The sequence below is a fragment of the Bradyrhizobium sp. MOS001 genome, from assembly GCF_004634465.1.
GTDB classification, from domain to species: Bacteria; Pseudomonadota; Alphaproteobacteria; order Rhizobiales; family Xanthobacteraceae; genus Bradyrhizobium; species Bradyrhizobium barranii.
The window spans coordinates 18,380-39,288 of the sequence record NZ_SPVJ01000009.1; the positions used below are offsets into that span (position 1 = coordinate 18,380).

17 protein-coding genes and 1 pseudogene are annotated in these 20,909 nt (G+C 64.7%); 8 read left to right on the forward strand and 10 right to left on the reverse strand.

The features are described 5' to 3' along the window. Nucleotides 1-94: 94 nt before the first annotated feature. Together CT676_RS15010 and CT676_RS15015 are read left to right on the forward strand one after the other, a co-directional pair. Nucleotides 95-2,611: a GAF domain-containing protein gene (locus CT676_RS15010; protein WP_135214848.1), complete on the forward strand. Its 2,517-nt coding sequence runs from the start codon at nucleotides 95-97 to the stop codon at nucleotides 2,609-2,611. A 21-nt stretch (nucleotides 2,612-2,632) separates the two neighbouring features. Beyond that, on the forward strand, nucleotides 2,633-4,333 hold the full coding sequence (locus CT676_RS15015) for an alpha/beta-hydrolase family protein (protein WP_085402731.1): 1,701 nt from the start codon (nucleotides 2,633-2,635) through the stop codon (nucleotides 4,331-4,333). Between the two features lie 3 nt (nucleotides 4,334-4,336). Here CT676_RS15015 and CT676_RS15020 read toward each other — a convergent pair whose 3' ends face one another. Next, a complete protein-coding gene (locus tag CT676_RS15020; protein ID WP_135214849.1) occupies nucleotides 4,337-5,920 on the reverse strand; it encodes an MDR family MFS transporter in 1,584 nt (527 codons plus the stop codon). A 156-nt stretch (nucleotides 5,921-6,076) separates the two neighbouring features. Next, the gene (locus tag CT676_RS15025) at nucleotides 6,077-6,592 is read right to left on the reverse strand and encodes a YcgN family cysteine cluster protein (protein WP_085402729.1); all 516 of its coding nucleotides are present in this window, start codon (nucleotides 6,590-6,592) and stop codon (nucleotides 6,077-6,079) included. Between the two features lie 292 nt (nucleotides 6,593-6,884). Between CT676_RS15025 and CT676_RS15030 the strand changes: the two genes are divergently transcribed. From CT676_RS15030 to CT676_RS15040, 3 genes are read left to right on the forward strand one after another with little or no spacing between them, the layout of a single operon-like run. Then, on the forward strand, nucleotides 6,885-9,170 hold the full coding sequence (locus tag CT676_RS15030) for a PBP1A family penicillin-binding protein (protein ID WP_135214850.1): 2,286 nt from the start codon (nucleotides 6,885-6,887) through the stop codon (nucleotides 9,168-9,170). A gap of 9 nt (nucleotides 9,171-9,179) precedes the next feature. Next, nucleotides 9,180-9,758, forward strand: a complete 579-nt coding sequence (locus CT676_RS15035; protein ID WP_028149914.1) for a DUF1214 domain-containing protein — start codon at nucleotides 9,180-9,182, stop codon at nucleotides 9,756-9,758. Next, nucleotides 9,755-10,339 (forward strand): DUF1254 domain-containing protein, encoded by a 585-nt coding sequence (locus CT676_RS15040; protein WP_063984559.1) that lies wholly within the window; start codon nucleotides 9,755-9,757, stop codon nucleotides 10,337-10,339. Before CT676_RS15035 ends, CT676_RS15040 begins: the two co-directional genes overlap by 4 nt. A 347-nt stretch (nucleotides 10,340-10,686) precedes the next feature. On the opposite strand, the gene CT676_RS15045 is transcribed toward CT676_RS15040, so the two are convergent. Further along, complete coding sequence (locus CT676_RS15045) at nucleotides 10,687-11,379, reverse strand: glutathione S-transferase family protein (RefSeq protein ID WP_085402727.1); 693 nt, start codon at nucleotides 11,377-11,379, stop codon at nucleotides 10,687-10,689. Here CT676_RS15045 and CT676_RS44025 point away from each other — a divergent pair. Together CT676_RS44025 and CT676_RS15055 are read left to right on the forward strand one after the other, a co-directional pair. Further along, a complete protein-coding gene (locus tag CT676_RS44025) occupies nucleotides 11,366-11,578 on the forward strand; it encodes a hypothetical protein (RefSeq protein ID WP_161495875.1) in 213 nt (70 codons plus the stop codon). The two genes, CT676_RS15045 and CT676_RS44025, sit on opposite strands and share 14 nt — an antisense overlap. Before the next feature lie 207 nt (nucleotides 11,579-11,785). After that, a complete protein-coding gene (locus CT676_RS15055; protein WP_085402726.1) occupies nucleotides 11,786-12,724 on the forward strand; it encodes a transcriptional regulator GcvA in 939 nt (312 codons plus the stop codon). A gap of 73 nt (nucleotides 12,725-12,797) precedes the next feature. On the opposite strand, the gene CT676_RS15060 is transcribed toward CT676_RS15055, so the two are convergent. The 3 genes from CT676_RS15060 to CT676_RS15070 form a co-directional block, all read right to left on the reverse strand. Then, entirely contained in the window at nucleotides 12,798-13,544 is a 747-nt protein-coding gene (locus CT676_RS15060; RefSeq protein ID WP_085402725.1) for a sulfite exporter TauE/SafE family protein, read from the reverse strand. Nucleotides 13,545-13,673: 129 nt separating this feature from the next. Further along, on the reverse strand, nucleotides 13,674-14,270 hold the full coding sequence (locus CT676_RS15065; protein WP_085402724.1) for a Fe-Mn family superoxide dismutase: 597 nt from the start codon (nucleotides 14,268-14,270) through the stop codon (nucleotides 13,674-13,676). 27 nt (nucleotides 14,271-14,297) lie between these two features. Next, nucleotides 14,298-15,194 (reverse strand): DUF1259 domain-containing protein, encoded by an 897-nt coding sequence (locus tag CT676_RS15070; protein ID WP_085402723.1) that lies wholly within the window; start codon nucleotides 15,192-15,194, stop codon nucleotides 14,298-14,300. A gap of 712 nt (nucleotides 15,195-15,906) precedes the next feature. Here CT676_RS15070 and CT676_RS15080 point away from each other — a divergent pair. Beyond that, a complete protein-coding gene (locus tag CT676_RS15080; protein ID WP_049831723.1) occupies nucleotides 15,907-16,689 on the forward strand; it encodes a sulfite exporter TauE/SafE family protein in 783 nt (260 codons plus the stop codon). A 7-nt stretch (nucleotides 16,690-16,696) separates the two neighbouring features. Here CT676_RS15080 and CT676_RS15085 read toward each other — a convergent pair. From CT676_RS15085 to CT676_RS15100, 4 genes and pseudogenes are all read right to left on the reverse strand, one after another. Further along, nucleotides 16,697-17,870, reverse strand: a pseudogene (locus CT676_RS15085) (MFS transporter). 28 nt (nucleotides 17,871-17,898) lie between these two features. Beyond that, nucleotides 17,899-19,119, reverse strand: coding sequence for an MFS transporter (locus tag CT676_RS15090; RefSeq protein ID WP_167768055.1), 1,221 nt, complete (start codon nucleotides 19,117-19,119; stop codon nucleotides 17,899-17,901). Continuing rightward, on the reverse strand, nucleotides 19,116-20,486 hold the full coding sequence (locus CT676_RS15095; protein WP_085402722.1) for an NAD(P)-binding domain-containing protein: 1,371 nt from the start codon (nucleotides 20,484-20,486) through the stop codon (nucleotides 19,116-19,118). Before CT676_RS15095 ends, CT676_RS15090 begins: the two co-directional genes overlap by 4 nt. A gap of 50 nt (nucleotides 20,487-20,536) precedes the next feature. Then, nucleotides 20,537-20,854 carry a helix-turn-helix domain-containing protein gene (locus CT676_RS15100; protein WP_085402786.1) on the reverse strand — a complete coding sequence of 106 codons (318 nt, stop codon included), beginning with the start codon at nucleotides 20,852-20,854 and terminating at the stop codon, nucleotides 20,537-20,539. Nucleotides 20,855-20,909 lie beyond the last annotated feature (55 nt).

Sequence of the window (20,909 nt, forward strand, 5' to 3'; positions counted from 1 at the left end):
CACCAAGGCGGGGGCACGGCGCTGGCTCCGGCCGCAGGAGATGTGATAATCGGGCTTGGTACCGCGTACGTCGCGGCGCTTAGCCGGATTATCAATGACCGCGCCTCCCCAGGACAAGGCCGCCGAGCTCGAACGGCAATTGCGATCCCAAGCGGGCGAGAATGCCCGCCTGCGAGCCGAGCTTGCCATTGCGCGCGACCGCCAGAACGCCAGCATGGAGATCCTGCGCACCATCGCCAACTCCCCGGGCGATGCGGAGAGCTCGCTGCAACAGATCGCGGAAGCGACCATGCATCTGTTCGGCGCGCCGAGCGCCACCATTCACATTGCGGAAGGCGACGGGTGGTCCAGGGTGATCCGGGTCGGCGACAGCTCCATGCGCGTCGGCGCCGGCGTGCCGCTCGCCCAGCTCAAGATCGGCGGCCGCAACATGCCCGGCACCATCGTGGCCGAGAACCGGCAGGTTCATGTTCCCGATCTCGACAATGTCGATCCGGCCATCGCCGACTGGCCCGGCATGCCTCACGCTCGCGCCGCCGGCACGCGTTCGATGTCCGGCTCGCCGCTGCGGCTTGAAGGCAAGGCGATCGGCGCGTTAATCGTCTACCGCGACCGCCTCGCGCCCTTCACCGATGATGAGATGGCGCTGCAACAGAGCTTTGCCGACCAGGCCGCGATCGCGATCGAGAACGCGCGCCTGTTCAACGAGACGCGGGAATCACTGGAACGGCAGACCGCGACCGCCGACATTCTGAAAGTGCTGGCGAGTTCGCCCTCCGACGTGCAGCCGGTGTTCGACGCCGTCGCCGCCAACGCCAACCGGCTGATCGGCGGCTTCTCCACCGCGGTGCTGCGCTATGTCGACGGCGCCGCGCACCTCGTGGCATTCACGCCGGGCGATCCGGCCGGCGACCGCGTGCTCCAGGCCTCGTTTCCGGTGCCGTTCGCGCAGTTCCCGGCGTACCAGCTCACGGCCCATGGTGAATCGGCGCAGCTGCCGGATACCGAGCTCGAGCCGGCGGCACGCGACATCGCGCGCGCCCGCGGCTTTCGCAGCATGCTGTTCACGCCGCTGATGAGCGAGGGCGAGGCCAAAGGCGTCATCATCGCCACGCGGCGGACGACCGGCGCATTCGCCGAGCATCATGTGCGGCTGCTGCAGACTTTCGCCGACCAGGCGGTGATCGCGGTCAAGAATGTCAGCCTGTTCAACGCCACCCGGGAAGCGCTGGAGCGGCAGACCGCGACCGCGGACATCCTCAAGGTGATCGCGGCCTCGCCCGCCGACGTCACGCCGGTGTTCCAGGCCATCTCCGACAGTGCCAAGGCGCTGGTCGGCGGACATTCCTCCACCGTCACCCGCGTCATCAACGGCATGCTGCATCTGGCCGCCTTCACCACCGACAACGAGGCCGGCAACGCGGAGCTGCGTAGCTCGTTCCCGGCGCCGCTTGCGGCATCCGGCATTCACAGCCGGGTGGCGACGAGTGGTGACTACGCCTTCCGTAGCGACATGCAGAACGAGCCCGACCTCACGGAGGCCATGCGGGAGCTGGCGCGGACGCGCGGCTATCGCAGCATCCTCGTGATTCCGATGTTGCGCGATGGCATTGCGATCGGAACCATCGGCGTGACGCGCCGCGAGGCCGGCCCTTTCCCGGACAAGGCGATCAGCCTGCTCAAGACCTTTGCCGACCAGGCCGTGATCGCGGTCGAGAACACCCGCCTGTTCAACGAAGTGCAGGACCGCACGCGGGAGCTCGCCAGATCGCTCGACGATTTGCGCGCGGCGCAAGACCGTCTGGTCCAGACCGAAAAGCTGGCCTCGCTCGGCCAGCTCACCGCCGGCATCGCGCACGAGATCAAGAACCCGCTCAACTTCGTCAACAATTTCGCCTCGCTCTCGGCCGAGCTGACCGACGAGCTGAACGAGGTGCTTGCGCCCGTCCCGCTCGCCGACGATCTGCGCGCGGAGGTGGACGAGCTGACCGGGCTGCTGAGGGACAATCTTGGAAAGGTCGTGCAGCACGGAAGGCGCGCCGATTCCATCGTCAAGAACATGCTGCTGCATTCGCGCGAGGGCGGCGGCGAGCATCGGCTCAGCGACATCAACGCGCTGGTCGAGGAGAGTCTCAACCTCGCCTATCACGGCGCGCGTGCCGAGAAGCCGCTCTTCGACGTGACGCTGAAGAGCGAGCTCGACCCGGCGGCAGGTTCGGCGGAGGTGTTTCCGCAGGAGATTTCCCGGGTGCTCTTGAACCTGATCTCGAACGGGTTCTATGCGGTGACCAGGCGCCAGATGGGCAGCGGCGCCGCCGGTTACGAGCCGGTGGTGATCGCCGCGACCCGCGACCGCGGCGACAGCATCGAGATCCGCATCCGCGACAACGGCACCGGCATTCCGGAAGACGTGAAGGCGAAGATGTTTAATCCGTTCTTCACCACCAAGCCGGCCGGCGAAGGTACCGGTCTCGGGCTGTCGATGAGCCACGACATCATCGTGAAGCAGCACGGCGGCACGATCGACGTCACGACAGAGCCCGGCGCGTTCACGGAGTTCACGATCCTGTTGCCGCGAAAGAGCAGCTTTCCGGACACGACCGGAGGATAGCGTGGCTCGGGAGGTGCTTTCATGAATCCAGCTCGGTTCATTCGGCGACAATTGCTGTCGCTGTCCGGCGTCGGCCTCATGCTGGGTGCGCTGTTCTTCGCTGCCGCGCTGACGCCGACGCTGATCCCGCGCAGCTATCTCACGCAAGGCGCCCTCGCCGGCGGTTGCTTTGCGATCGGCTATTTCGCCGGAATCCTGTGGCGCCGGCTGTGGCACTATCTCGAACTGCCCGAGCCTTCGGCGCGCGCAAGATCAGTTGCGAATGCGCTTGTCGCAGTCGGGTGCTTGCTCGTCGTCATCCTCGCCCTCGCGCGCACCGCCGAATGGCAGAACTCGATCCGCACCGTGATGAAGATGGCGCCGGTGGAGACCGCCCATCCGCTCAAGGTCTGCGCCATCGCCCTGATCACGTTCGTCGTGCTATTGGCGCTGGGGCGGCTGTTCGCGCTTGTCGCCCGCTTTCTCGCCGCGCGCACACGACGCCTCGTTCCGCGGAAGGTCGCGAACGTGATCGGCGTGCTCGTCGCAGCCCTGCTGTTCTGGTCGATCGCCAGCAATGTCCTGATCCGCACGGCGTTCAACGCACTCGATTCCTCCTTCCGCGAACTCGATGTTCTGTTCGAGCCGGAGCGGCCGCAGCCAACCGCAGCCGACCGGACGGGAAGCCCGGCATCGCTGGTGAAGTGGACGGAGCTCGGGCGCATGGGGCGCCGGTTCATCGCCTCAAGCCCGACCGCAGCCGAGATCAGCGCCGTCACGGAAAGGCCCGCGCAGAATCCCGTGCGCGTCTATGTGGGGCTCGGCAGCCGCAACACCGCGCAAGCGCGCGCCAGGCTCGCGCTCGAGGAGCTCAAGCGCCAGCACGGCTTCGACCGCAAAATCCTGATCGTCATCACGCCGACCGGCACTGGCTGGATCGATCCGGCCGCGATGGATACGGTCGAATATCTCCACCATGGCGATGTCGCGAGCGTCGCGATGCAGTACTCCTATCTCAACAGCCCGCTGTCGCTGCTGTTTCAGCCCGAATACGGCGCAGAGGCGTCGCGCGCGTTGTTCGCGGAGATCTACGGCTACTGGACGACGCTGCCGAAGGACAAGCGGCCGATGCTGTATTTGCACGGACTGAGCCTCGGCGCCATGAACTCGGAGAAATCCGCGGAGCTGTTCGAGACGATCGGGGATCCCATTGGCGGCGCGCTGTGGAGCGGGGCGCCATTCGAGAGCCGCATCTGGCGCTCGGTCACTGCGAACCGCAATCCGGGATCGCCGGCCTGGCTCCCGGAATTCCGCGACGGCCGCCTCGTCCGCTTCATGAACCAGAATGGACCGACGGTGCCGCCGGATACGCCCTGGGGGCCGATGCGCGTCGTCTATCTGCAATATGCCAGCGACGCGATCACCTTCTTCGCCTACCGCGACGCCTATCAGGCGCCGGACTGGATGAATGCACCGCGCGGGCCGGACGTGTCGCCGGAGCTGCGATGGTATCCTGTCGTGACGATGCTGCAGCTCGCCCTCGACATGGCGGTCGCGACCGCGACGCCGATGGGCTTTGGCCATGTCTACGCGCCCGAGCATTACGTCGATGCCTGGGTTGCGGTGACAGATGTGAATGATTGGTCCGCCGAAGCACTCGCGAAGCTCAAGGAACAGCTCGCGGCGAAGGCGCGAAAGACGAGCGCAGGTGATGCCGACGACGATCCCGATCGCGGCGGCTAACCCCTACTCCGCCATCTCCACCTGCTGCGTGACGGAGGGGCCGGCGAGTGGCCGCTCCTCCATCATGATCAGGCAGAGCGCGGCGGTGGTCATCAGCGCGGTGGCGGCGCCGAAGACGTAGCGGAAGGCGTGGCGCATGTCGTCGGCGGGAATTGCGATGGCACCCGCGGCGTGATGCTCGCCGGCCAGCGGAACGTCGGTGCCGAGCGCGATCAGCAGGATCGCCGCGAACGCTGCGACCGTGAACGAGGACATCAGCGAGCGGAAGAAGTTCATCGCGCCGGTGATGGTGCCGACTTGCGGGCGCGCGACCGAATTCTGCAGCGAGACCACGCAGACCGGAAAGGTCGTGCCGAGGCCGAGCGCAAACGCGGCCATCAGCATCAGCAAGCCCCACAGCGGCAAGGTGGTGACCGTGAGCGCGAGGCCACACAGCGCGGCCCAGGACGTGCCGATGATGGCAACGCGCTTGTAGTGTTTTGCGCGCGCCATGGTGCGGCCGGCAATCGCCGCGCCGCAGGTCGAGACCGCCGCGAGCGGAATCAATGCGAGCCCCGCCTCGCTGGCGCTGAGATGGTAGACCGACTCGTAATAGAGCGGCAGCTGCACGGTGAGGCCCGTGATCGCACCGAGCCCGCAGCCACCGGCCGTCATGGCGAAAGGCGCCACCGAACCCGTCAATAGCTTCAACGGCAGGAACGGCTCGTCGGCCCGCCGCGCGTGCCACACGAAGGTGACCGCGAGCGCGACAGCGCCGCCCACCATCGCAAGCACCGTCGGCGAGAGCCACGGATAACGCGTGCCGCCCCAGGTCAGCACCAGCATGAAGACGACCGCAGAGGCCATCAGCAGCACGCCGCCGAGCCAGTCGACCTTGCGCTTGCGGTGGAACACCGGGATCTTCTTCATCTTCGGCAGCAGCATCGCGATGGCGGCGGCCGCGAGCGGGAGATTGATCCAGAAGATCATCGACCAGTGCAGATGCTCGGCGAACACGCCGCCGATGACCGGGCCCAAAATGCCGCCGACCATCCAGACGCTGGAGAAATAGGCCTGGTACTGGCCGCGCTCGCGCGGGGAGACGACGTCGGAGATCACGGTCTGCACGACCGGCATGATGCCGCCGCCGCCGAGGCCCTGAAGGCCGCGCGCCAGGATCAGCATCGGCATGTTCGGCGCGATCGCGCACAGCACGGAGCCGGCGACGAACACGCTGAGCGAAATGATGATCATCACGCGGCGGCCGTAGATATCGCTCAGCGTCCCGAACACCGGTGCGACCGCGGTCGAGGCGAGCAGATAGGCGGTGATGACCCAGGAGAGGTTGGAGACGTCGTTAAACTGGCGCCCGATGGTCGGCAGCGCGGTCGCGACGATGGTCTGGTCGAGCGCAGCCAGGAACATCGTCAGCATCAGGCTGATCACGATGGTCCGGACCTCGTCCTGCGACAACGGCGCCGGCGGCGCGAGCGAAGGCGCGTCGTCGACGCTCAAGACCTCGCTGGGAAGGCGGGACAGCTCTTCGGCAATGTCGTCAGGCAAAGCCTGAATGTCGGCAGAACTGCTCTGCCGGTCGAACTTGTTCATCTCGATCGGAAGCCGTGAGGAGGCGCAAACGCCGCGGAGGATTCGTTCTATGCAGGCAATGTAGAGAGGAAAGTTCTTCTCAGGCAGGCACCGCGGCGCATGGGTGCATCCCGCCGCGGGGTCATCGCGATGACGTGATTCGACGTCGCAGGCGGGTCAGTCCTTCGGACGTCGCTTCAGGCGTGCCCGTTTCGGCAGCTGCGCCGGCCATTGCACGATGTGGTCCTCGAGCTCCTCGTCCGGGATCTCCTCCTCGCTGCCCTCGACCCGGCCGCGGACGGAGACGCCGGCTTCATGAACGGTGTTGGGATCGCCCGAGACCAGCGGATGCCACCAATAGAGGTCGCGCCCTTCGGCGACCAGCTTGTAGCCGCAGCTCGGCGGCAGCCAGTTCAGGGTGCGGACATTGGCCGGGGTCAGGCGGACGCAATCGGGAACCTTGGCGGAGCGATTCCGATAGTCCTTGCAGCCGCAGGTCCCGGCATCGAGCAGCTTGCAGCCGACATGGGTGAAATAGATATCGCCGGTATCCTCGTCCTCGAGCTTGTTCAGGCAGCAGCGGCCGCAACCGTCGCACAGGCTCTCCCATTCGGCCGTCGACAGCTCTTCCAACGTCTTGGTTTTCCAGAAGAATCCTTCCTGGCCTGAAGGTCGTTTGGGAGCTGCGGTCATGCGCCTCAACAAGGGTTCGAAAGAGCTACGGCTCGTTCATCTACGGCGTGCGGCCGGGACGCTGCAAGCAACGCCCAATTGAGGCCCGTAATGAACCGGGGTCAATTAGGCCTGTTGTTCAAAATCGCGAGCCTGACCATTGGTTTATGGGCCCTGCTCGGCTAGAAGGAACAGCAAGTCCCCTCGGACGCGAAACCGGCGCCTTGGGTTTGCCGTAACATTCCCTCAAGACGTCTCGGTGCCGCCCGGCCGGGTGCCTGAACGCTGTCGAACCGAGCCTCAAGGGTTCTAGGTGGTCCAGAACACACCATCCAACTGGAAGAGCCGCATCCGGAATTTCTTTCTGGACCTCGACGCGCGCATCGATTCCTCGCTGTTCTCCTCCGCCAAGGGCATCCGCGAGCTCTACGAGCGCTACTCGACCTTCATGGACCGCTTCTATGTCGGGCGGTGGAAGCGCTGGGTGTTCATCGAGCCGCTGTCGGAGGCCGCGACACTGGGCCTCGGCGGCCTGGTGGTGATGCTCACCCTGGCCATCCCCGCCTTCCGCGAGACCGCGGACGAGGACTGGCTGAAGAAGTCCGACCTCGCGGTGTCGTTCCTCGATCGCTACGGCAACCCGATCGGCAGCCGCGGCATCAAGCACAACGACTCGATCCCGCTGGAAGACTTTCCGGACGTGCTGATCAAGGCGACGCTCGCCACCGAAGACCGCCGCTTCTACGAGCATTTCGGCATCGACATCGCCGGCACCGCGCGCGCGCTCGTCACCAACGCCCAGGCCGGCGGCGTCCGCCAGGGCGGCTCCTCGATCACCCAGCAGCTCGCCAAGAACCTGTTCTTGAGCAACGAGCGCACCATCGAGCGCAAGGTCAACGAGGCCTTCCTCGCGGTCTGGCTGGAATGGCGCCTGACCAAGAACGAGATTCTCAAGCTCTATCTCGACCGCGCCTATATGGGCGGCGGCACCTTCGGCGTCGACGGCGCAGCCCACTTCTACTTCAACAAATCCGCGCGCGACGTGACGCTGGCAGAAGCCGCGATGCTCGCCGGCCTGTTCAAGGCGCCGACCAAATACGCACCCCACATCAACCTGCCCGCGGCGCGTGCCCGCGCCAACGTCGTGCTCGACAATCTCGTCGATGCCGGCTTCATGACCGAGGGCCAGGTGTTCGGCGCCCGCCGCAACCCGGCCTTCGCGGTCGATCGCCGCGACGAGGCCTCGCCGAACTACTATCTCGACTACGCCTTCGACGAGATGCGCAAGCTGGTCGACACCTTCCCGAAGTCGTACACCGAGCGCGTCTTCGTGGTGCGCCTCGCGATCGACACCAACGTGCAGAAGGCCGCGGAAGACGCCATCGAGAACCAGCTGCGCCAGTTTGGCCGCGATTATCACGCGACCCAGGCCGCGACCGTCGTCTCCGACCTCGACGGCGGCATCCGCGCCATGGTCGGCGGCCGCGACTACGGCGCGAGCCAGTTCAACCGCGCCACCGACGCCTATCGCCAGCCAGGCTCGTCGTTCAAGCCTTACGTCTACACCACCGCGCTCCTCAACGGCTTCACGCCGAACTCGATCGTGGTCGACGGTCCGGTCTGCATCGGCAATTGGTGTCCGCAGAACTATGGCCATTCCTATTCCGGCTCGGTGACGCTGACGCAGGCGATCACGCGCTCGATCAACGTCGTGCCCGTCAAGCTGTCCATTGCCATCGGCCAGAAGGAACAGCCGAAGGCGCCGAACCCGGCCAAGCTCGGCCGCGCCAAGATCGTCGAGGTCGCCCGCCGCTTCGGCCTCAAGGCACCGCTGCCCGACACGCCGTCGCTGCCGATCGGCTCGGACGAAGTCACCGTGATCGAGCACGCCGTCGCCTACGCCACCTTCCCCAACCGCGGCAAGGCGGTGACGCCGCATTCGGTGCTGGAAGTGCGCACCGGTGCCGGTGATCCGGTCTGGCGCTGGGACCGCGACGGTCCGAAGCCGCGACAGGCGATCCCGGCCTCCGTTGCCGCCGACATGGCCGGCATGATGAGCCACGTCGTCAGCGAAGGCACCGCGCGCCGCGCCGCGCTCGACGGCATTCCGACCGCCGGCAAGACCGGCACGACCAATGCGTATCGCGACGCCTGGTTCGTCGGATACACCGGCAATTTCACCTGCGCGGTGTGGTACGGCAATGACGACTATTCGCCGACCAACCGCATGACCGGCGGCTCGCTGCCGGCGCAGACCTGGCACGACATCATGGTCACCGCGCATCAGGGCGTCGAGGTCCGGGAAATCCCCGGCATCGGCATGGGCCAGAAGCTGCCGCCGCAGCCGATGGCAGCGCAGGCCAATGCGGCACCGAAGGTGCTGGAGACCAAGCCCGGCCCGCCGCCCGTGCTGACCAAGCGCGGCGCCGACGTGCTGGTGCGCGTCGAGAAGCTGCTCGATGACGCCGCCAGGACCGCGACCAAGGCGGCTGCCGACGACGACAAGCTGGCCAAGCCGGCCTCGTCGACGAGCGCGCTCGCCTTCCCGCAGAACTATGCGGAAGAGAATGCGAATGCATCCGTCCCGCGCAAGAACTGATCGAAACCCGTGCGGCTGATCCTGATCACATTGACGGCCCTTCTGCTCGCGAGCGTGGTCGGCGTCGGCGCGACCTGGATGACGACGACGCGCGGCACCGAGATCGGCGCGCTGACCATCGGCCCCTGGACCGCCCGCCCGCGCACCGGCACCGCCGACGTCGATCCCTATTCGCGCGCCACCATCGTGCGCAATGGCGAGCTGCCGATCGGCACCGGTGACGGCGTCGCCTTCACGGCGACCGCCGACGAGAAGAAGAAGGCGCTCGACGGCCGCTGCGACGTCGTCGTCTCCGGCGTGACGCCGCCGGCGCGGTTCTGGACGCTGACGCTGTACGACCGCAAGGGCCACCTCGTCGCCAATTCGCTGCAGCGCTATGGCTTCACCAGCCAGGAGATCGTGCGGCAGTCCGACGGGACGTTCGAGATCCGCATCGCCTCGCGCTCGCGCGCCGGCAACTGGCTGCCGACCGGCGGCATCGAGCGTTACGCGCTGATGCTGCGCCTCTACGACACCCCTGTCGGCGTTGCGACGCGCACCCAGCGCGATGCGCCGATGCCCACGATCAAGACGGTGGGCTGCTCATGATCCGCCTGATGTTCACCATCGTCGCGGGCGTGGTGCTGGGCCTCGTGGTCCATCTCGTCAGCGTGCTGGCGCTGCCGCGGATCGCGACACAGGACGCCTATTCGCGGCTGACGCCGATGACGAAGCTCAACGCCGTGACGCAGCTTCCCCTCGCCGATCCCAACAATTCGCCGATGCCGTTCATGGACCCGGCCTTCGCGATCGCGATCTGCCGCTATGATCTCACCGGCGGGCCGCTCAAGCTTACGGTGCCGGTGAGCCAGGCCTACACCTCGGTGTCGTTCTACACCCGCAACGAGATCGCCTATTACGCCATCAACGACCGCTCCGCCGGCAAGAAGGTGATCGAGCTCGACCTCATGACCGAGCCGCAGCATAACGAGCTGCCCGAGGACGAAGAGATCACCGCGGCCGACCGCCTGATCATCGATTCCCCTGCTACCACCGGCCTGATCGTGATGAAGGCGCTCGCCGCCGAGCCCGGCCTGATGCAGCAGGCGCAAAACTCGCTTCAGGCTGCGACCTGCGCGCCGCAGACAGAAGCGCCGGCCAAGGCGGAAGCGCCGCGCGGGCGGCGCTGAAACGCGGCCATTTCGGCGCCCTCAAAACAAGAACTGAAAAACAACCCCATGCACAGTAGCGGGGGCGTTGAAACTGTTAGCTAATCTGAACGACCGATCAGCAGCAGCGCGACCTCAGCGGCGAGACCATTTTGGCCGCCTTTGACACGTCGGGCAAAACACTGGCATGATGGCAACATCGAAAGTTCGTAACACCCGCGGCGGAGCAATCCGCCGCGTTTTTTTCATGTCGTAGCACAGGTTGCCGTGATCTAAGGATCACCGTCGTCCCCCGCCGCTCGAAAACGCAATCCACTGCGTCGGGTACCTGGCGGAAAGTCCCTGCCCCCAGTGTCAGTCCACCTAGCTCAATATCTCGGGCGGTGCGAGTGCGCCCACTCGCGGGCATGCGCAATGGGCGCGCGCGGCGGCAGGATCGCGCGCAGCTTCTGCGTCGTCGGCAGGCTCTCCATGCGCTCCCGCCATAGACAGAACGCCGGATATTTCGGGTACATGGCCTTGCCTTCCTCCGTCAGGCTGAACGCAAAGGTGCTTGGCAACAGGTAGAAATCCGCGATCGAGAGTTCTGGACCGAGGAGGTAGTCCCGACCATCGGCGAGCTCGCGCTCGATGGCCACGAGTGCGTTCTCGACCTTCGGCAGTGCGTGCGCCACCACCTTCTCGTCGGATGCAATCCCGAGCTCGGGAAACACCAGCCGCTCGTGGGTCACATGGTAGATCATGTAGGGATAGACGTAGGAATCGACGACACCGATCCATTGATTCATGCGAGCCCGCGCGTGCGGGTTCTGCGGCGTCAGCCGTGCTCCCGCGAACACCTCGTCGATGTAGCCGACGATGGCGCGCGTCTCGTAGACGGTGAAGTCGCCGTGCCGGAAGATCGGAACGCGGTTGAACGGATGGAGCGCGAGATGCTCGCTCCTGCCCATCACGGGCTCGAGGTCCTCGAAGCGGTAGGCCACGTCCTTGTGGGTGAGGACGAGCCGCACGATGTTGACGAACGTGCTGCGGGGAAAGCCGTAAACGATGGTCTCGGACATCTTTTCTCCTCCCGGTTCGCTTGCCGTCGATCGGGCTCGATCAGCGCCAGAACGGCTTGTTCGCTTGCTCCAAGGCCTCTTCCCGAGTGAGCCCGAGATCGGCAAGGAGATGGGGATTGTCGGCAATCGCGCGAAGATCGTCGCGCTGATTTACCCGCTCGATGCGGGCAAGCCATCCGCCGATCAACGCCTGCCATGAATTTTGCTTATGATCCGCAGCCGTCGCGCTGCGTCGAACTCGCGCCGGAAAACCGCGATCGGCAATAGGTATTGACATTTATTGCCTCCAAATCCCATGATTTCGTGTCGTGGCCGCCTGCATAGGGCCGGCAGGGCAAAGTCCGCAAAGCATCGTTTCTCGGGCCAGCCCCAATTTTTCTCATGAAGTCCCTCAGGAAGGTGCGTCATGCGCCCGCGTTTGCCACCGCTGAACGCACTAAAGGCCTTCGAAGCCGCAGCCCGCCACGAGAGCTTCACGCGGGCCGCCGAAGAGCTGTGCGTCACGCAAGGTGCGGTGAGCCATCAGGTCAAGGCGTTGGAAACGGAGCTCGCCATCAAGCTGTTCAGCCGCGAGCGCCAGCGCCTGATCATCACGGAAGCGGGCCGCGACTATCTCGCGGTGATACGCGATGCGCTGGATCGAATTGCCACCGGAACGGAGCGGCTGTTGCAGCGACAGAACGCAGGCGTGCTCACGGTCAGCACGTCCCCGGATTTTGCCGCCAAATGGCTGGTGCATCGCCTCGGCCATTTCGCGGAAGCGCATTCGGGAATCGATCTCCGCGTCTCGGCAACGATGCATCACGTCGATTTTGCGCGTGAGGAGGTCGATCTTGCGGTCCGCCATGGCGATGGAAACTGGCCGGGCCTCGATGCCACAAGGCTCTGCACGGAACGGCTCTTCGCCGTATGCAGTCCCAAGCTGCTGTCGGGACGCCGCCGCATCGGCGGGGTCGCGGATATCCTGAGATTTCCCCTGATCCACCTCGACAGCAGATCCGACTGGGCAGATTGGCTACGTGGCGTCGGCATTGACGACGCCGATGTCACGCATGGTCCGGTGCTCAATCGCGCCAGCATGGTCATCGATGCCGCAATCAACGGCCAGGGCATCGCCCTGGCCCGCACGACATTAGGCGCCTGGGACCTGATCAATGGACGGCTGGCGCTGCCCTTCCCGGAGTCGGTGCCATTGTCGAAGAGCTATTGGATCGTCTGCCCCAAGGCGACCGCGTCACTTCCGAAGATTGCGACATTTCGTGACTGGCTGCTCGCGGAGGCGTCGAGCGACCTGCGCCTGCTTAAATCCGTCACCGGAACACCAAAGGCAGCGAGGCGGCGATAAGGCCTCTTTCCGGCGATTTTCTCGTCCGCGGAGAATAGTCCGAGGTGGTAAGCCGCCGGGGATTCGGCTGATATCAACGCAGTCCGAACGACAGCACCGATGCGATCAGCGACAATCCCGCGAGCAGCAGAAGCGCCAGCACGGTCCTGCGGAAGTTCTCATCGTTGATCTTGCCGAACAATTTGAAACCGGACCAAAGGCCGGCGACCATGAAGGGAACGCCGAGCGCATAGAGCACCAGCGTCTCCCTGGTAATGGTACCGGCTACGGCCTGAGAGCTCGAGATGACAACGAACGCCACGAACAACACCGGCTGAAATACCGCGCGCTGCACGTCCTTGGGCCAGCCACGCCATTGGCAGGAAATCGTCGAGATGACGCCGCCGAGCCCTGTCAGGCCGCCAAGCAAGCCGTTGGAGACGCCAATGGCGATATCGGCCCCGACTCCGATCTTTACCGGAGCGAATACGGGCTTCGTCAGGCCGTAGATTGCGTAGAGCACCAGCAGGACCCCCACACCAAATCGGAGGTAGCTGGGGTTCAGGTAAGCGAGAATGCTGACGCCGATCGGGATGCCGATGACAGTTCCGAGCGCGAGCGGCCAAGCCTTCCGAAGGTCGAGGAGACGTCGCAGCTTGAAGATGCCGTAGCCCTGCGTGAGCAAGCCGTAGCCCGCGATCAAGGTAGCGGTCTGCATCGGCGTGATGATGTGCAGCCATACGCCCGACACCACGAGGCCCATGGCGAATCCGGAAAAGCCGCTGACGAAGCCGCCAGCGAGCGCGGCAAGAGCGAAGAGAGCGAAGACAGGTCCTTCCATAGCTCGTCTCCCCAAGAACAATGCAGGCGAGCACTTGGATGGATATCCATCTGATGGGGAGGTCGCGGGTCCCCGCAGTCGATCGCTCGTTTGGCAATACCTCGGCGTCCTATCCCCCTCCCGCCTCTTTCAGGATTCCCCGGCGTATCGATCGTACAATTTGGCGGCGTTCTCCCAGCGAATGGCCTCCATGTAGACGTCGACATAGCGGGCGGCGGCAGCGCCGAAATCCATGTGATAGGCGTGCTCATACATGTCGAGCACCAGCACCGGCCGACCGCCGGCGAGCGTTGTGGTATGATCTGCGGCCCATTGATTGATGAGCCACCCGTCACGGGGTGAATAGGCAAGGATCACCCACCCCGAGCCGCCGCCTTCGGCCTTGCCCATGGCTGCGAATTCCGTACGCCAGCGCTCGATGCTGCCAAAGTCGCGCGCAATCGCATCGGCGAGAGCGCCGCTCGGCCTCTCGGATCCACCAAGACCGTCGAAGTAGATCTCGTGCAGGATCATCGAGTTCGTTGCGATCAACTCCTCGCGCTTCAGGCCGTTGATGAGAAAGTTCGGCGCCTTGGCGAAATCGAGCTCTGCGAGCTGAGCGCCAATCGCGTTGAGCCGCTTCACGGCTCCGCCGTAGTTGTTCTCGTAGTGGCTGACGAGCACCTTTTCGGAGATGCCGCTGATCGACTTTGGATCGAACGGCATCGGCTTGGGTTCGTAACGCATCGGGCGTCTCCTCCCTCGATCTTTGGCTCAACTCTTCGTGCTGGCAGTCTTGTCCAAGGCCGCGCGCAAGCCTTCGGCGAGCTTCACAGCATCGTCGTTCGCCCAGAAGTGCATGAAGAAAAGCCGCGGCTGCTCATCCAGCATGTGGCTATGCAGCGCGGTCACCTCGATGCCGTGCGCGCGCAGCGCCAGAATGACAGGGTTGACCTCGTTGCCCGTCAGTACGAAGTCGCCCGTGATGGCCGCCTTCCCGCCCTCGGTCGGCTGGAAGTTGATACCGATCGCAACGCCCATTGGAGCGACGGGGGTCAATGGCATGCCGTCTTGCGTGATCGGATCACGTCGCTTCACGTTGAATTGGTAGACGCCTCCGTTGGCCTGTCCCTTGCTGCCGATAATCTGGTCGAGCTTCGCGGTGTCGAGGTCCACGGCCGGCGGCGGGCTCGCCGGCGCTGCGACGGTCAATGGAGTCTTGCTTTCGGCGAGTGCATCGTGGATCGCAGCGGCGAGCTTGACCGGGTCCCCGTGCCCGGCAACATGCATGTAGAACGTCGCCGGACTCGCGCGCAGCAGATGATTGTGGATGGCCGTGATCTCGAGGCCGTTCGCGATCATCTTCGCCATCACAGGATTGATCTCGGTTTCGAGCAGCACGAGGTCGCCCATGACCATGGCGCCGCCGTGCCCAGGCTTGAACGCAACCCAGCCGCCGAGCGCCAGCGCCGGCTTGATCGTCACCCCGTCCAGCGTCACGGAGAGATCGCTGCGGGGAAAGCCGTAGCGGTGGACGTCGTCCGAAACGGCGGGCTTGCGGCCCAGCGTCTCGTCAACCTTCTGCCAGTCGATGTTCTGCGCTTGAGCCGTCGAGACCGAGCCAAGGAGGCAGGCGCCGAGACCGATGAACGCGAAGAGTGTGTTTCTCATTGATGTGCTCCTAGGTCTTGAAGCAGCTGCGGCTAATCACGCCCCGAGATCGATCGCATCGGTCCATCAAGCGGGAGGCCCAATCCTGGACGTCGCGCGAGCGTCGCCCGGCGCCGGGTATCAGGCGGGGGTCGGCTGAGACGTCCCCGTCAATGCGCGCATCGATAAGCGCCGGCGTATTCGCCGTGCCGATCAGTCTAGATAATCTGCCGGAAGAAATGGGGATGTATGATGCTGACATGCTGCGCCCTTGGTGATTAAGGACGCGATACTTGGGCATGTCGCCTCACGGGGAGATCGCACATCCCCGTAGCGGCGAATTAAAACCCGGATGGCCGAACTGTCAACCTGCTTAAGTCGGGGAATGCAGAAGTCATCGGAGGCACGTCACGAGGATTGCGCCGACGGTTTGGAACCTTTGGCACGTCGAGCAAAAGACCGGCATACCGGCAGCATCTAAAGTTCGTAACACCCGCGCGGAGCAATCCGTCGCGGTTTTTTTCATGTCGGAGCAAAGCGAGCCATGATCGAAGGATCGTCATCGTCTCCTGCCGCTCGAAGCCGATTGGACGTAAGTTTGCAACGCCCAAGATTCTAGACTAGCCTGTTCTTCAGCCCCACGCCCTGCCGTAAGCAGGTGTGAAGCTCCCCGCCACGACGGATTACGGGCAAGTCTAGTTTCGCGCACCAGCGCATTTTTTCCGTCGTGACCATGCGAAACAATTCCGCCGCGTTCGGCTCGGGCGCAATCATCGGTACCTTGGGCGGCCTCATCGGCCTCGGGGGCGCCGAATTTCGTCTGCCGCTACTCATCAGCTTGTTCAGGTTTCGCGGTCTTGAAGCCGTGGTCCTCAACAAGGCGACGAGCCTGATCGTGGTGGCCAGCGCGCTGCCATTTCGTGCCCGCGCCGTTCCCTTTGCCGAAATATATGCGCATTGGCCGGTCATCCTGAATCTGCTGGCGGGCAGCCTTGTTGGCGCCTATGCCGGAGCATCCTGGGCGACGCGCCTCAAGTCCGAAACGCTCTACAAGGTCATAGCCGTCTTGTTGCTGCTGATCGCAGGTGTGCTTCTGTTCGCACACAGCACTGCGGCAGCACCCGCCCCGGCGCTGACTGGCATGTACCTGATTATCGCGGGCGTAGCGGCAGGCTTCGTGATTGGCATCGTGGCGTCGTTGCTCGGCGTTGCCGGTGGAGAGTTCCTGATCCCCACCCTGATCCTGCTGTTCGGCGCGGACGTCAAGCTGGCAGGCAGCCTCTCACTCGCGGTAAGCCTTCCGACGATGCTGGTGGGCTTCGCGCGCTATAGCCGCGATCAGAATTTTTCAGTGCTCCGCGCCAACTGGCAGTTCATGCTTGCAATGGCGATCGGATCGATCGTCGGTACATTCATCGGCGGCTTGCTGCTCGGCGTTGTCCCGAATTCGATTCTTTTGCCGGGATTGGCTGCGATCCTGGTCATCTCAGCCGTGGAGATATGGCGGCACGAGTAGAGCTGGCTCAGCCGTGATGCGTTCGATCCATCCGCGCCCAGAGCAGCGCGAACGGACCGAGCGCAATGCCGGCCGCAAGAACGACGAACGCCAGCAGCCAGGCCGGTCGCGCTCTGTGGGCCGCCGGCGGCGTCGAGCGCGGCGCCGGTTCCCCAGGCTCCGACCGCCGACAGACCGAAGCCGACCGTCGAATGCAAGGCCAGGGTCGCGCCGCGATGTTCGGAAATCGCAGCGGCAGACATGCCGGCAGTCAACGCACCTGAATCGGCGGGCACGGTCAGGCCATAGGCGAGCAGCAGCAGTGCGAGCACCCATGCCGGCGCCGTCGCGCTGAGCCCGATGATAAGTGCGACACAGGCCGATGCGATCATGACGACCGTGATCGCCCGATGGCGGCCGAATTTCAGCGCGGCCTCGTTGCCGAGGATGCTTGCGGGCATCGAGATCACCGCGAAGCAGAAGCTCAGCACGACGGGACTCAACCAAGACGGCGCGCCCTGGTGCGCAACGACGAACGTCCAGAACCCGACCAGCCAGGTGCGGATGCCGTAAAGCTCGAAGCAGTGCGCGCCGTAGCCGAGGATGTAACCGAGCGCCTCGCGGTTGGCGAAGACGGGCGCGAAGTTGAGCAGACGCCCCGCCTTCGGCGCGGGCCGCTGCTCCCGCATCAGAAGGCACGCGATGACCATGGCGACGGGGCCGAAGCCAGTGACGAGGAAGGCGATCCGCCAACCCCAGCGGTCGGCGATCAGTTGCGCGACCAGGAACGAGAGGCCGACGCCGACGGAGAAGCTCGACGTATAGAGAGTAACGGCGCGCGAGGTGTCGCCGGCGGGAAGCCGGTCCGTCAGCGCCTTCAATCCCGGCATGTAGGCGCCGGCAAAACCAAGTCCTGCAAGGGACCAGATCGCGGTCGCCGACCAGAACCCTTGCGCGAAGATTCCGAACGCTGCGGTCGCGAGCCCGCTGACGATCGAGCCCCAGAGCAGGACAATCCGCGCGTCGATCCGGTCGGTCAACGTCGTCAGCACGGGCACCGCGAGCATGTAGCCGAATGCATAACCGCTTGCCATCAAGCCGCCTTCGGCCGCCGACAGTCCCCACTCAGGCATCAGGTGCTGCGCCAGATTTGCGGACAACGTCACATGCGGCAACAGGTTGCCGACCTGCCCTATGCACATCACCGCAATCAGAGACCGGCCGCCGAGCTTACGAATTTTGTTCTCCCACCTGAAGCGGCGCTGAGTTTGCCCGCTCCGTACGAAGCAGCAAGAGAGCGAAGAAGGCCGAGACCGAGACGAGCGCGCTGATCCACAGCGCACTGCTGCCGAAGTGCTCCACCATCAGCCCCAATGCGAGCGGCGCGGCGGCACCCGTCAGTCTAGAAGGCAGCGAGATCATGCCGACCCGCTTGCCGAATCCGGCCGGCCCAAACAGCGCCAATGGAAGCGTCCCACGGGCAATGGTGATGATGCCGTTGCCCGCTCCGTACAGCACCGTGAAGGTCGACGCGAGCAAGGGTCCGCCCATCACCAGCGCAACGACGCCGATCGGATTCATCAGCATGGCCAGCCTCGCCGACAGCAGCGGGTGAAACCGGGCGAGCCATCCTGCTTCCAGCAGACGCGCGCCGACTTGTGCAGGCCCGACCAGCGCGCCCGCGAGCAGGGCCTGAGCCGGTGTCGCGCCGAACGCAACCAGCATGGTCGGCAGAATGGCCGAGATGCCCGAACTGACGAAGCTAGCTGCCGCGAACATGTAAGCCAGCAGCACCATCGCGAAGGTCTCGCTCTGGCGTCCGGATTGCTGGATTGCACCCGGCCCCGGTCGAGCCTGCTGGTCCAATGGGACGGCGCGCGGCAGCGAGAGATTGAGCGGCAACGCAACAGCGATATGGATCGCCGCCCATATCTGACAGGCGACGCGCCAGCCGTACTCCGACGCGAGCCAGGTCGTGAGGGGCCAGCCGAGCGTGCTGGCGAAACCGGCGATCAGCGTGATGCCGGTGATGGTTCGTCGTGCATTGGTACCGTAGATGCGCGCAAGCGTCGCAAAGGCCGCCTCATAGAGGCCCATCCCCATGCCGATCCCCAGCAGCGCCCAGGCCGCAATCAGCACCGCCATGCCATGGGCCACGGACAGCAGGAGCAAGCCTGCCACAAACACGAGGTTCGAGATTGCGAGCAGGCTGCGCCCGCCAAACGTATCGATGGCATGCCCCACGCGCGGGCCGAGCAGGCCAGAGATGACGAGCGCTCCCGACAGCGCGCCGAACACGTAAGTCGGCGCGAGACCGAGATCGCGCGCAATCGGCGCAGCCAGGATGGCCGGGAGATAATAGCTCGACGCCCATGCAACCGTTTGCGCGGTGCCGAGCGCGGCGACGACGCCGAGCGGGCCTCGGGCTTGGCCCGCGAGAACTCGCTTCATGAACAACCACACCCCGAACCGCCGGCCTTCTTGGCTGTTTCGTCGGCAGAACAGCAGGCGGACAAATCCTCCTTCGCCGGCCCGCCGCAACATCCCGATGCGGTCCCGGCGGCCTCGACACCGCCACGTGTGCAGACGCCGGTCTCCGGCAGCACAAGCTCCACCCTCGCCGCCGCCTCCTTGTCGCCAGCGAGATCGGCCGCAATCGAGCGAACCTGCTCATAACCCGTCATCATCAGGAAGGTCGGAGCGCGGCCGTAGGACTTCATGCCAGCCATGAAGAAGCCCGCTTCATCATGCGCGAGCTCGCGCGCGCCGTGTGGACGCACCGTCCCGCAGCTATGCTCGTTGGGATCGATCAGCGGCGCCAGAGCGACCGGTGCCTCGATGGCGGGATCGAGCCGCAGACGCAGTTCAGACAGAAAGGAGAAGTCTGGACGGAAACCCGTCGACACGATCAGTTCGTCCACGACCACGCTTCGCCCACCGCAACAGGACCCTGCCGCGATCTTGAGGCGACCTTCGGAGTCCGAGAGGTGCGTGACGCCGAATTCGGTTTCGACCTTGATCTTCCCGGAGGCCACAAGTGCGGCGAAGGCACTGCCGAGTTCGCCGCGTGCCGCGAGTTTATCGTTACGGCCGCCGCCAAAAGCCTTCGCGGGATCGGCGCCGCGCAACAGCCAGACAGGCTGCGTACCCGGCACTTCGCCGGCGAGATACACGAGATCAATGAGAGTACCAACCGCGGAGTGGCCCGCGCCCAAGACAGCAACGGTCTTGCCAGCATATCTGGAACGAGCGACACCCCGGACATCCGGCATGCCATAGGCGACACGGTCGCCGTATTCGGGCTCGCCGATCGCCGGCAAGCCATTGCGGCCGGCCGGATTGGGGGAGAACCATGTGCCTGAGGTATCGATCACGGCATCTGCACGCAGAACCTCGGGCCCCCTGCCGTTCTGGTAGCGGATTTCAAAAGGCGCCTGCTCGCGCCCCCTGGTCTTCGCCTTGTCGAAGCCGACGCGGCTGATGGCCGAGACGCGGCTGGAGGTCCGGATCACATCGCGCAGCGACGTTCGCGTCGCAAGCGGCGTCAGGTATCGATCGAGCAGTTCGCCGCCGGTCGGATAGGATTGCGGGTCCGGCGAATTCCATCCCGTCGGTGCAAGCAAGCGCGCGGCGGCCTTGTCGACATTGTACTCCCACGGCGAGAAGAGCTGGACCTGCTGCCACTGGCGGACGGCGTGTCCGGCTTCGGGTCCGGCCTCGAGCACAATGGGAGACATGCCGCGCTCGAGCACGTGCGCGGCCGCAGCCAGGCCGACCGGTCCTGCCCCGATAATGGCAACTGTCTTTCCGCCGCTCATTTCGCTACTCCGATTGTTCTAGAATCATCGAATAATTCGGCACAAAAAAATCAGGCCGCCGTCTTGGCATCCTTGCATTCGGTTTCGTCCGCACAGCACTCCGACACCAGGAAATCCACCAGGCCCCGCATCCCGTCGTAGTTCGCGTGGCAGACCAGGGTCGTGGATTCGCGGACCTGACTAATCAGCCCGACCGCAACCAGAGACTTGATGTGATGAGATAGCGTCGATGCCGGGATCTTCAGCTTGTCCTGCAAGCGGCCGACGGGCATGCCCGATCGGCCAGCGCGGACCAGGGCCCGATAGATCTGAAGCCGTGTCCGGTTACCCAGGGCTTCCAAGCGTGCTGCTGCGTCGTCGATCTTCATGACCATAAGATGCGCCGATCCGCCCTCGCCGTCAACCATATTTCTAGAATATTGG

Bases quoted from the DNA above. Each gene is read 5' to 3' on its own strand.
- CT676_RS15010 (WP_135214848.1), top strand. From the start codon at position 95: ATGACCGCGCCTCCCCAGGACAAGGCCGCCGAGCTCGAACGGCAATTG.
- CT676_RS15015 (WP_085402731.1), top strand. From the start codon at position 2,633: ATGAATCCAGCTCGGTTCATTCGGCGACAATTGCTGTCGCTGTCCGGC.
- CT676_RS15020 (WP_135214849.1), bottom strand. From the start codon at position 5,920: ATGAACAAGTTCGACCGGCAGAGCAGTTCTGCCGACATTCAGGCTTTG.
- CT676_RS15025 (WP_085402729.1), bottom strand. From the start codon at position 6,592: ATGACCGCAGCTCCCAAACGACCTTCAGGCCAGGAAGGATTCTTCTGG.
- CT676_RS15040 (WP_063984559.1), top strand. From the start codon at position 9,755: ATGATCCGCCTGATGTTCACCATCGTCGCGGGCGTGGTGCTGGGCCTC.
- CT676_RS44025 (WP_161495875.1), top strand. From the start codon at position 11,366: ATGGTCTCGGACATCTTTTCTCCTCCCGGTTCGCTTGCCGTCGATCGG.
- CT676_RS15045 (WP_085402727.1), bottom strand. From the start codon at position 11,379: ATGTCCGAGACCATCGTTTACGGCTTTCCCCGCAGCACGTTCGTCAAC.
- CT676_RS15055 (WP_085402726.1), top strand. From the start codon at position 11,786: ATGCGCCCGCGTTTGCCACCGCTGAACGCACTAAAGGCCTTCGAAGCC.
- CT676_RS15060 (WP_085402725.1), bottom strand. From the start codon at position 13,544: ATGGAAGGACCTGTCTTCGCTCTCTTCGCTCTTGCCGCGCTCGCTGGC.
- CT676_RS15065 (WP_085402724.1), bottom strand. From the start codon at position 14,270: ATGCGTTACGAACCCAAGCCGATGCCGTTCGATCCAAAGTCGATCAGC.
- CT676_RS15070 (WP_085402723.1), bottom strand. From the start codon at position 15,194: ATGAGAAACACACTCTTCGCGTTCATCGGTCTCGGCGCCTGCCTCCTT.
- CT676_RS15080 (WP_049831723.1), top strand. From the start codon at position 15,907: ATGCGAAACAATTCCGCCGCGTTCGGCTCGGGCGCAATCATCGGTACC.
- CT676_RS15090 (WP_167768055.1), bottom strand. From the start codon at position 19,119: ATGAAGCGAGTTCTCGCGGGCCAAGCCCGAGGCCCGCTCGGCGTCGTC.
- CT676_RS15095 (WP_085402722.1), bottom strand. From the start codon at position 20,486: ATGAGCGGCGGAAAGACAGTTGCCATTATCGGGGCAGGACCGGTCGGC.
- CT676_RS15100 (WP_085402786.1), bottom strand. From the start codon at position 20,854: ATGAAGATCGACGACGCAGCAGCACGCTTGGAAGCCCTGGGTAACCGG.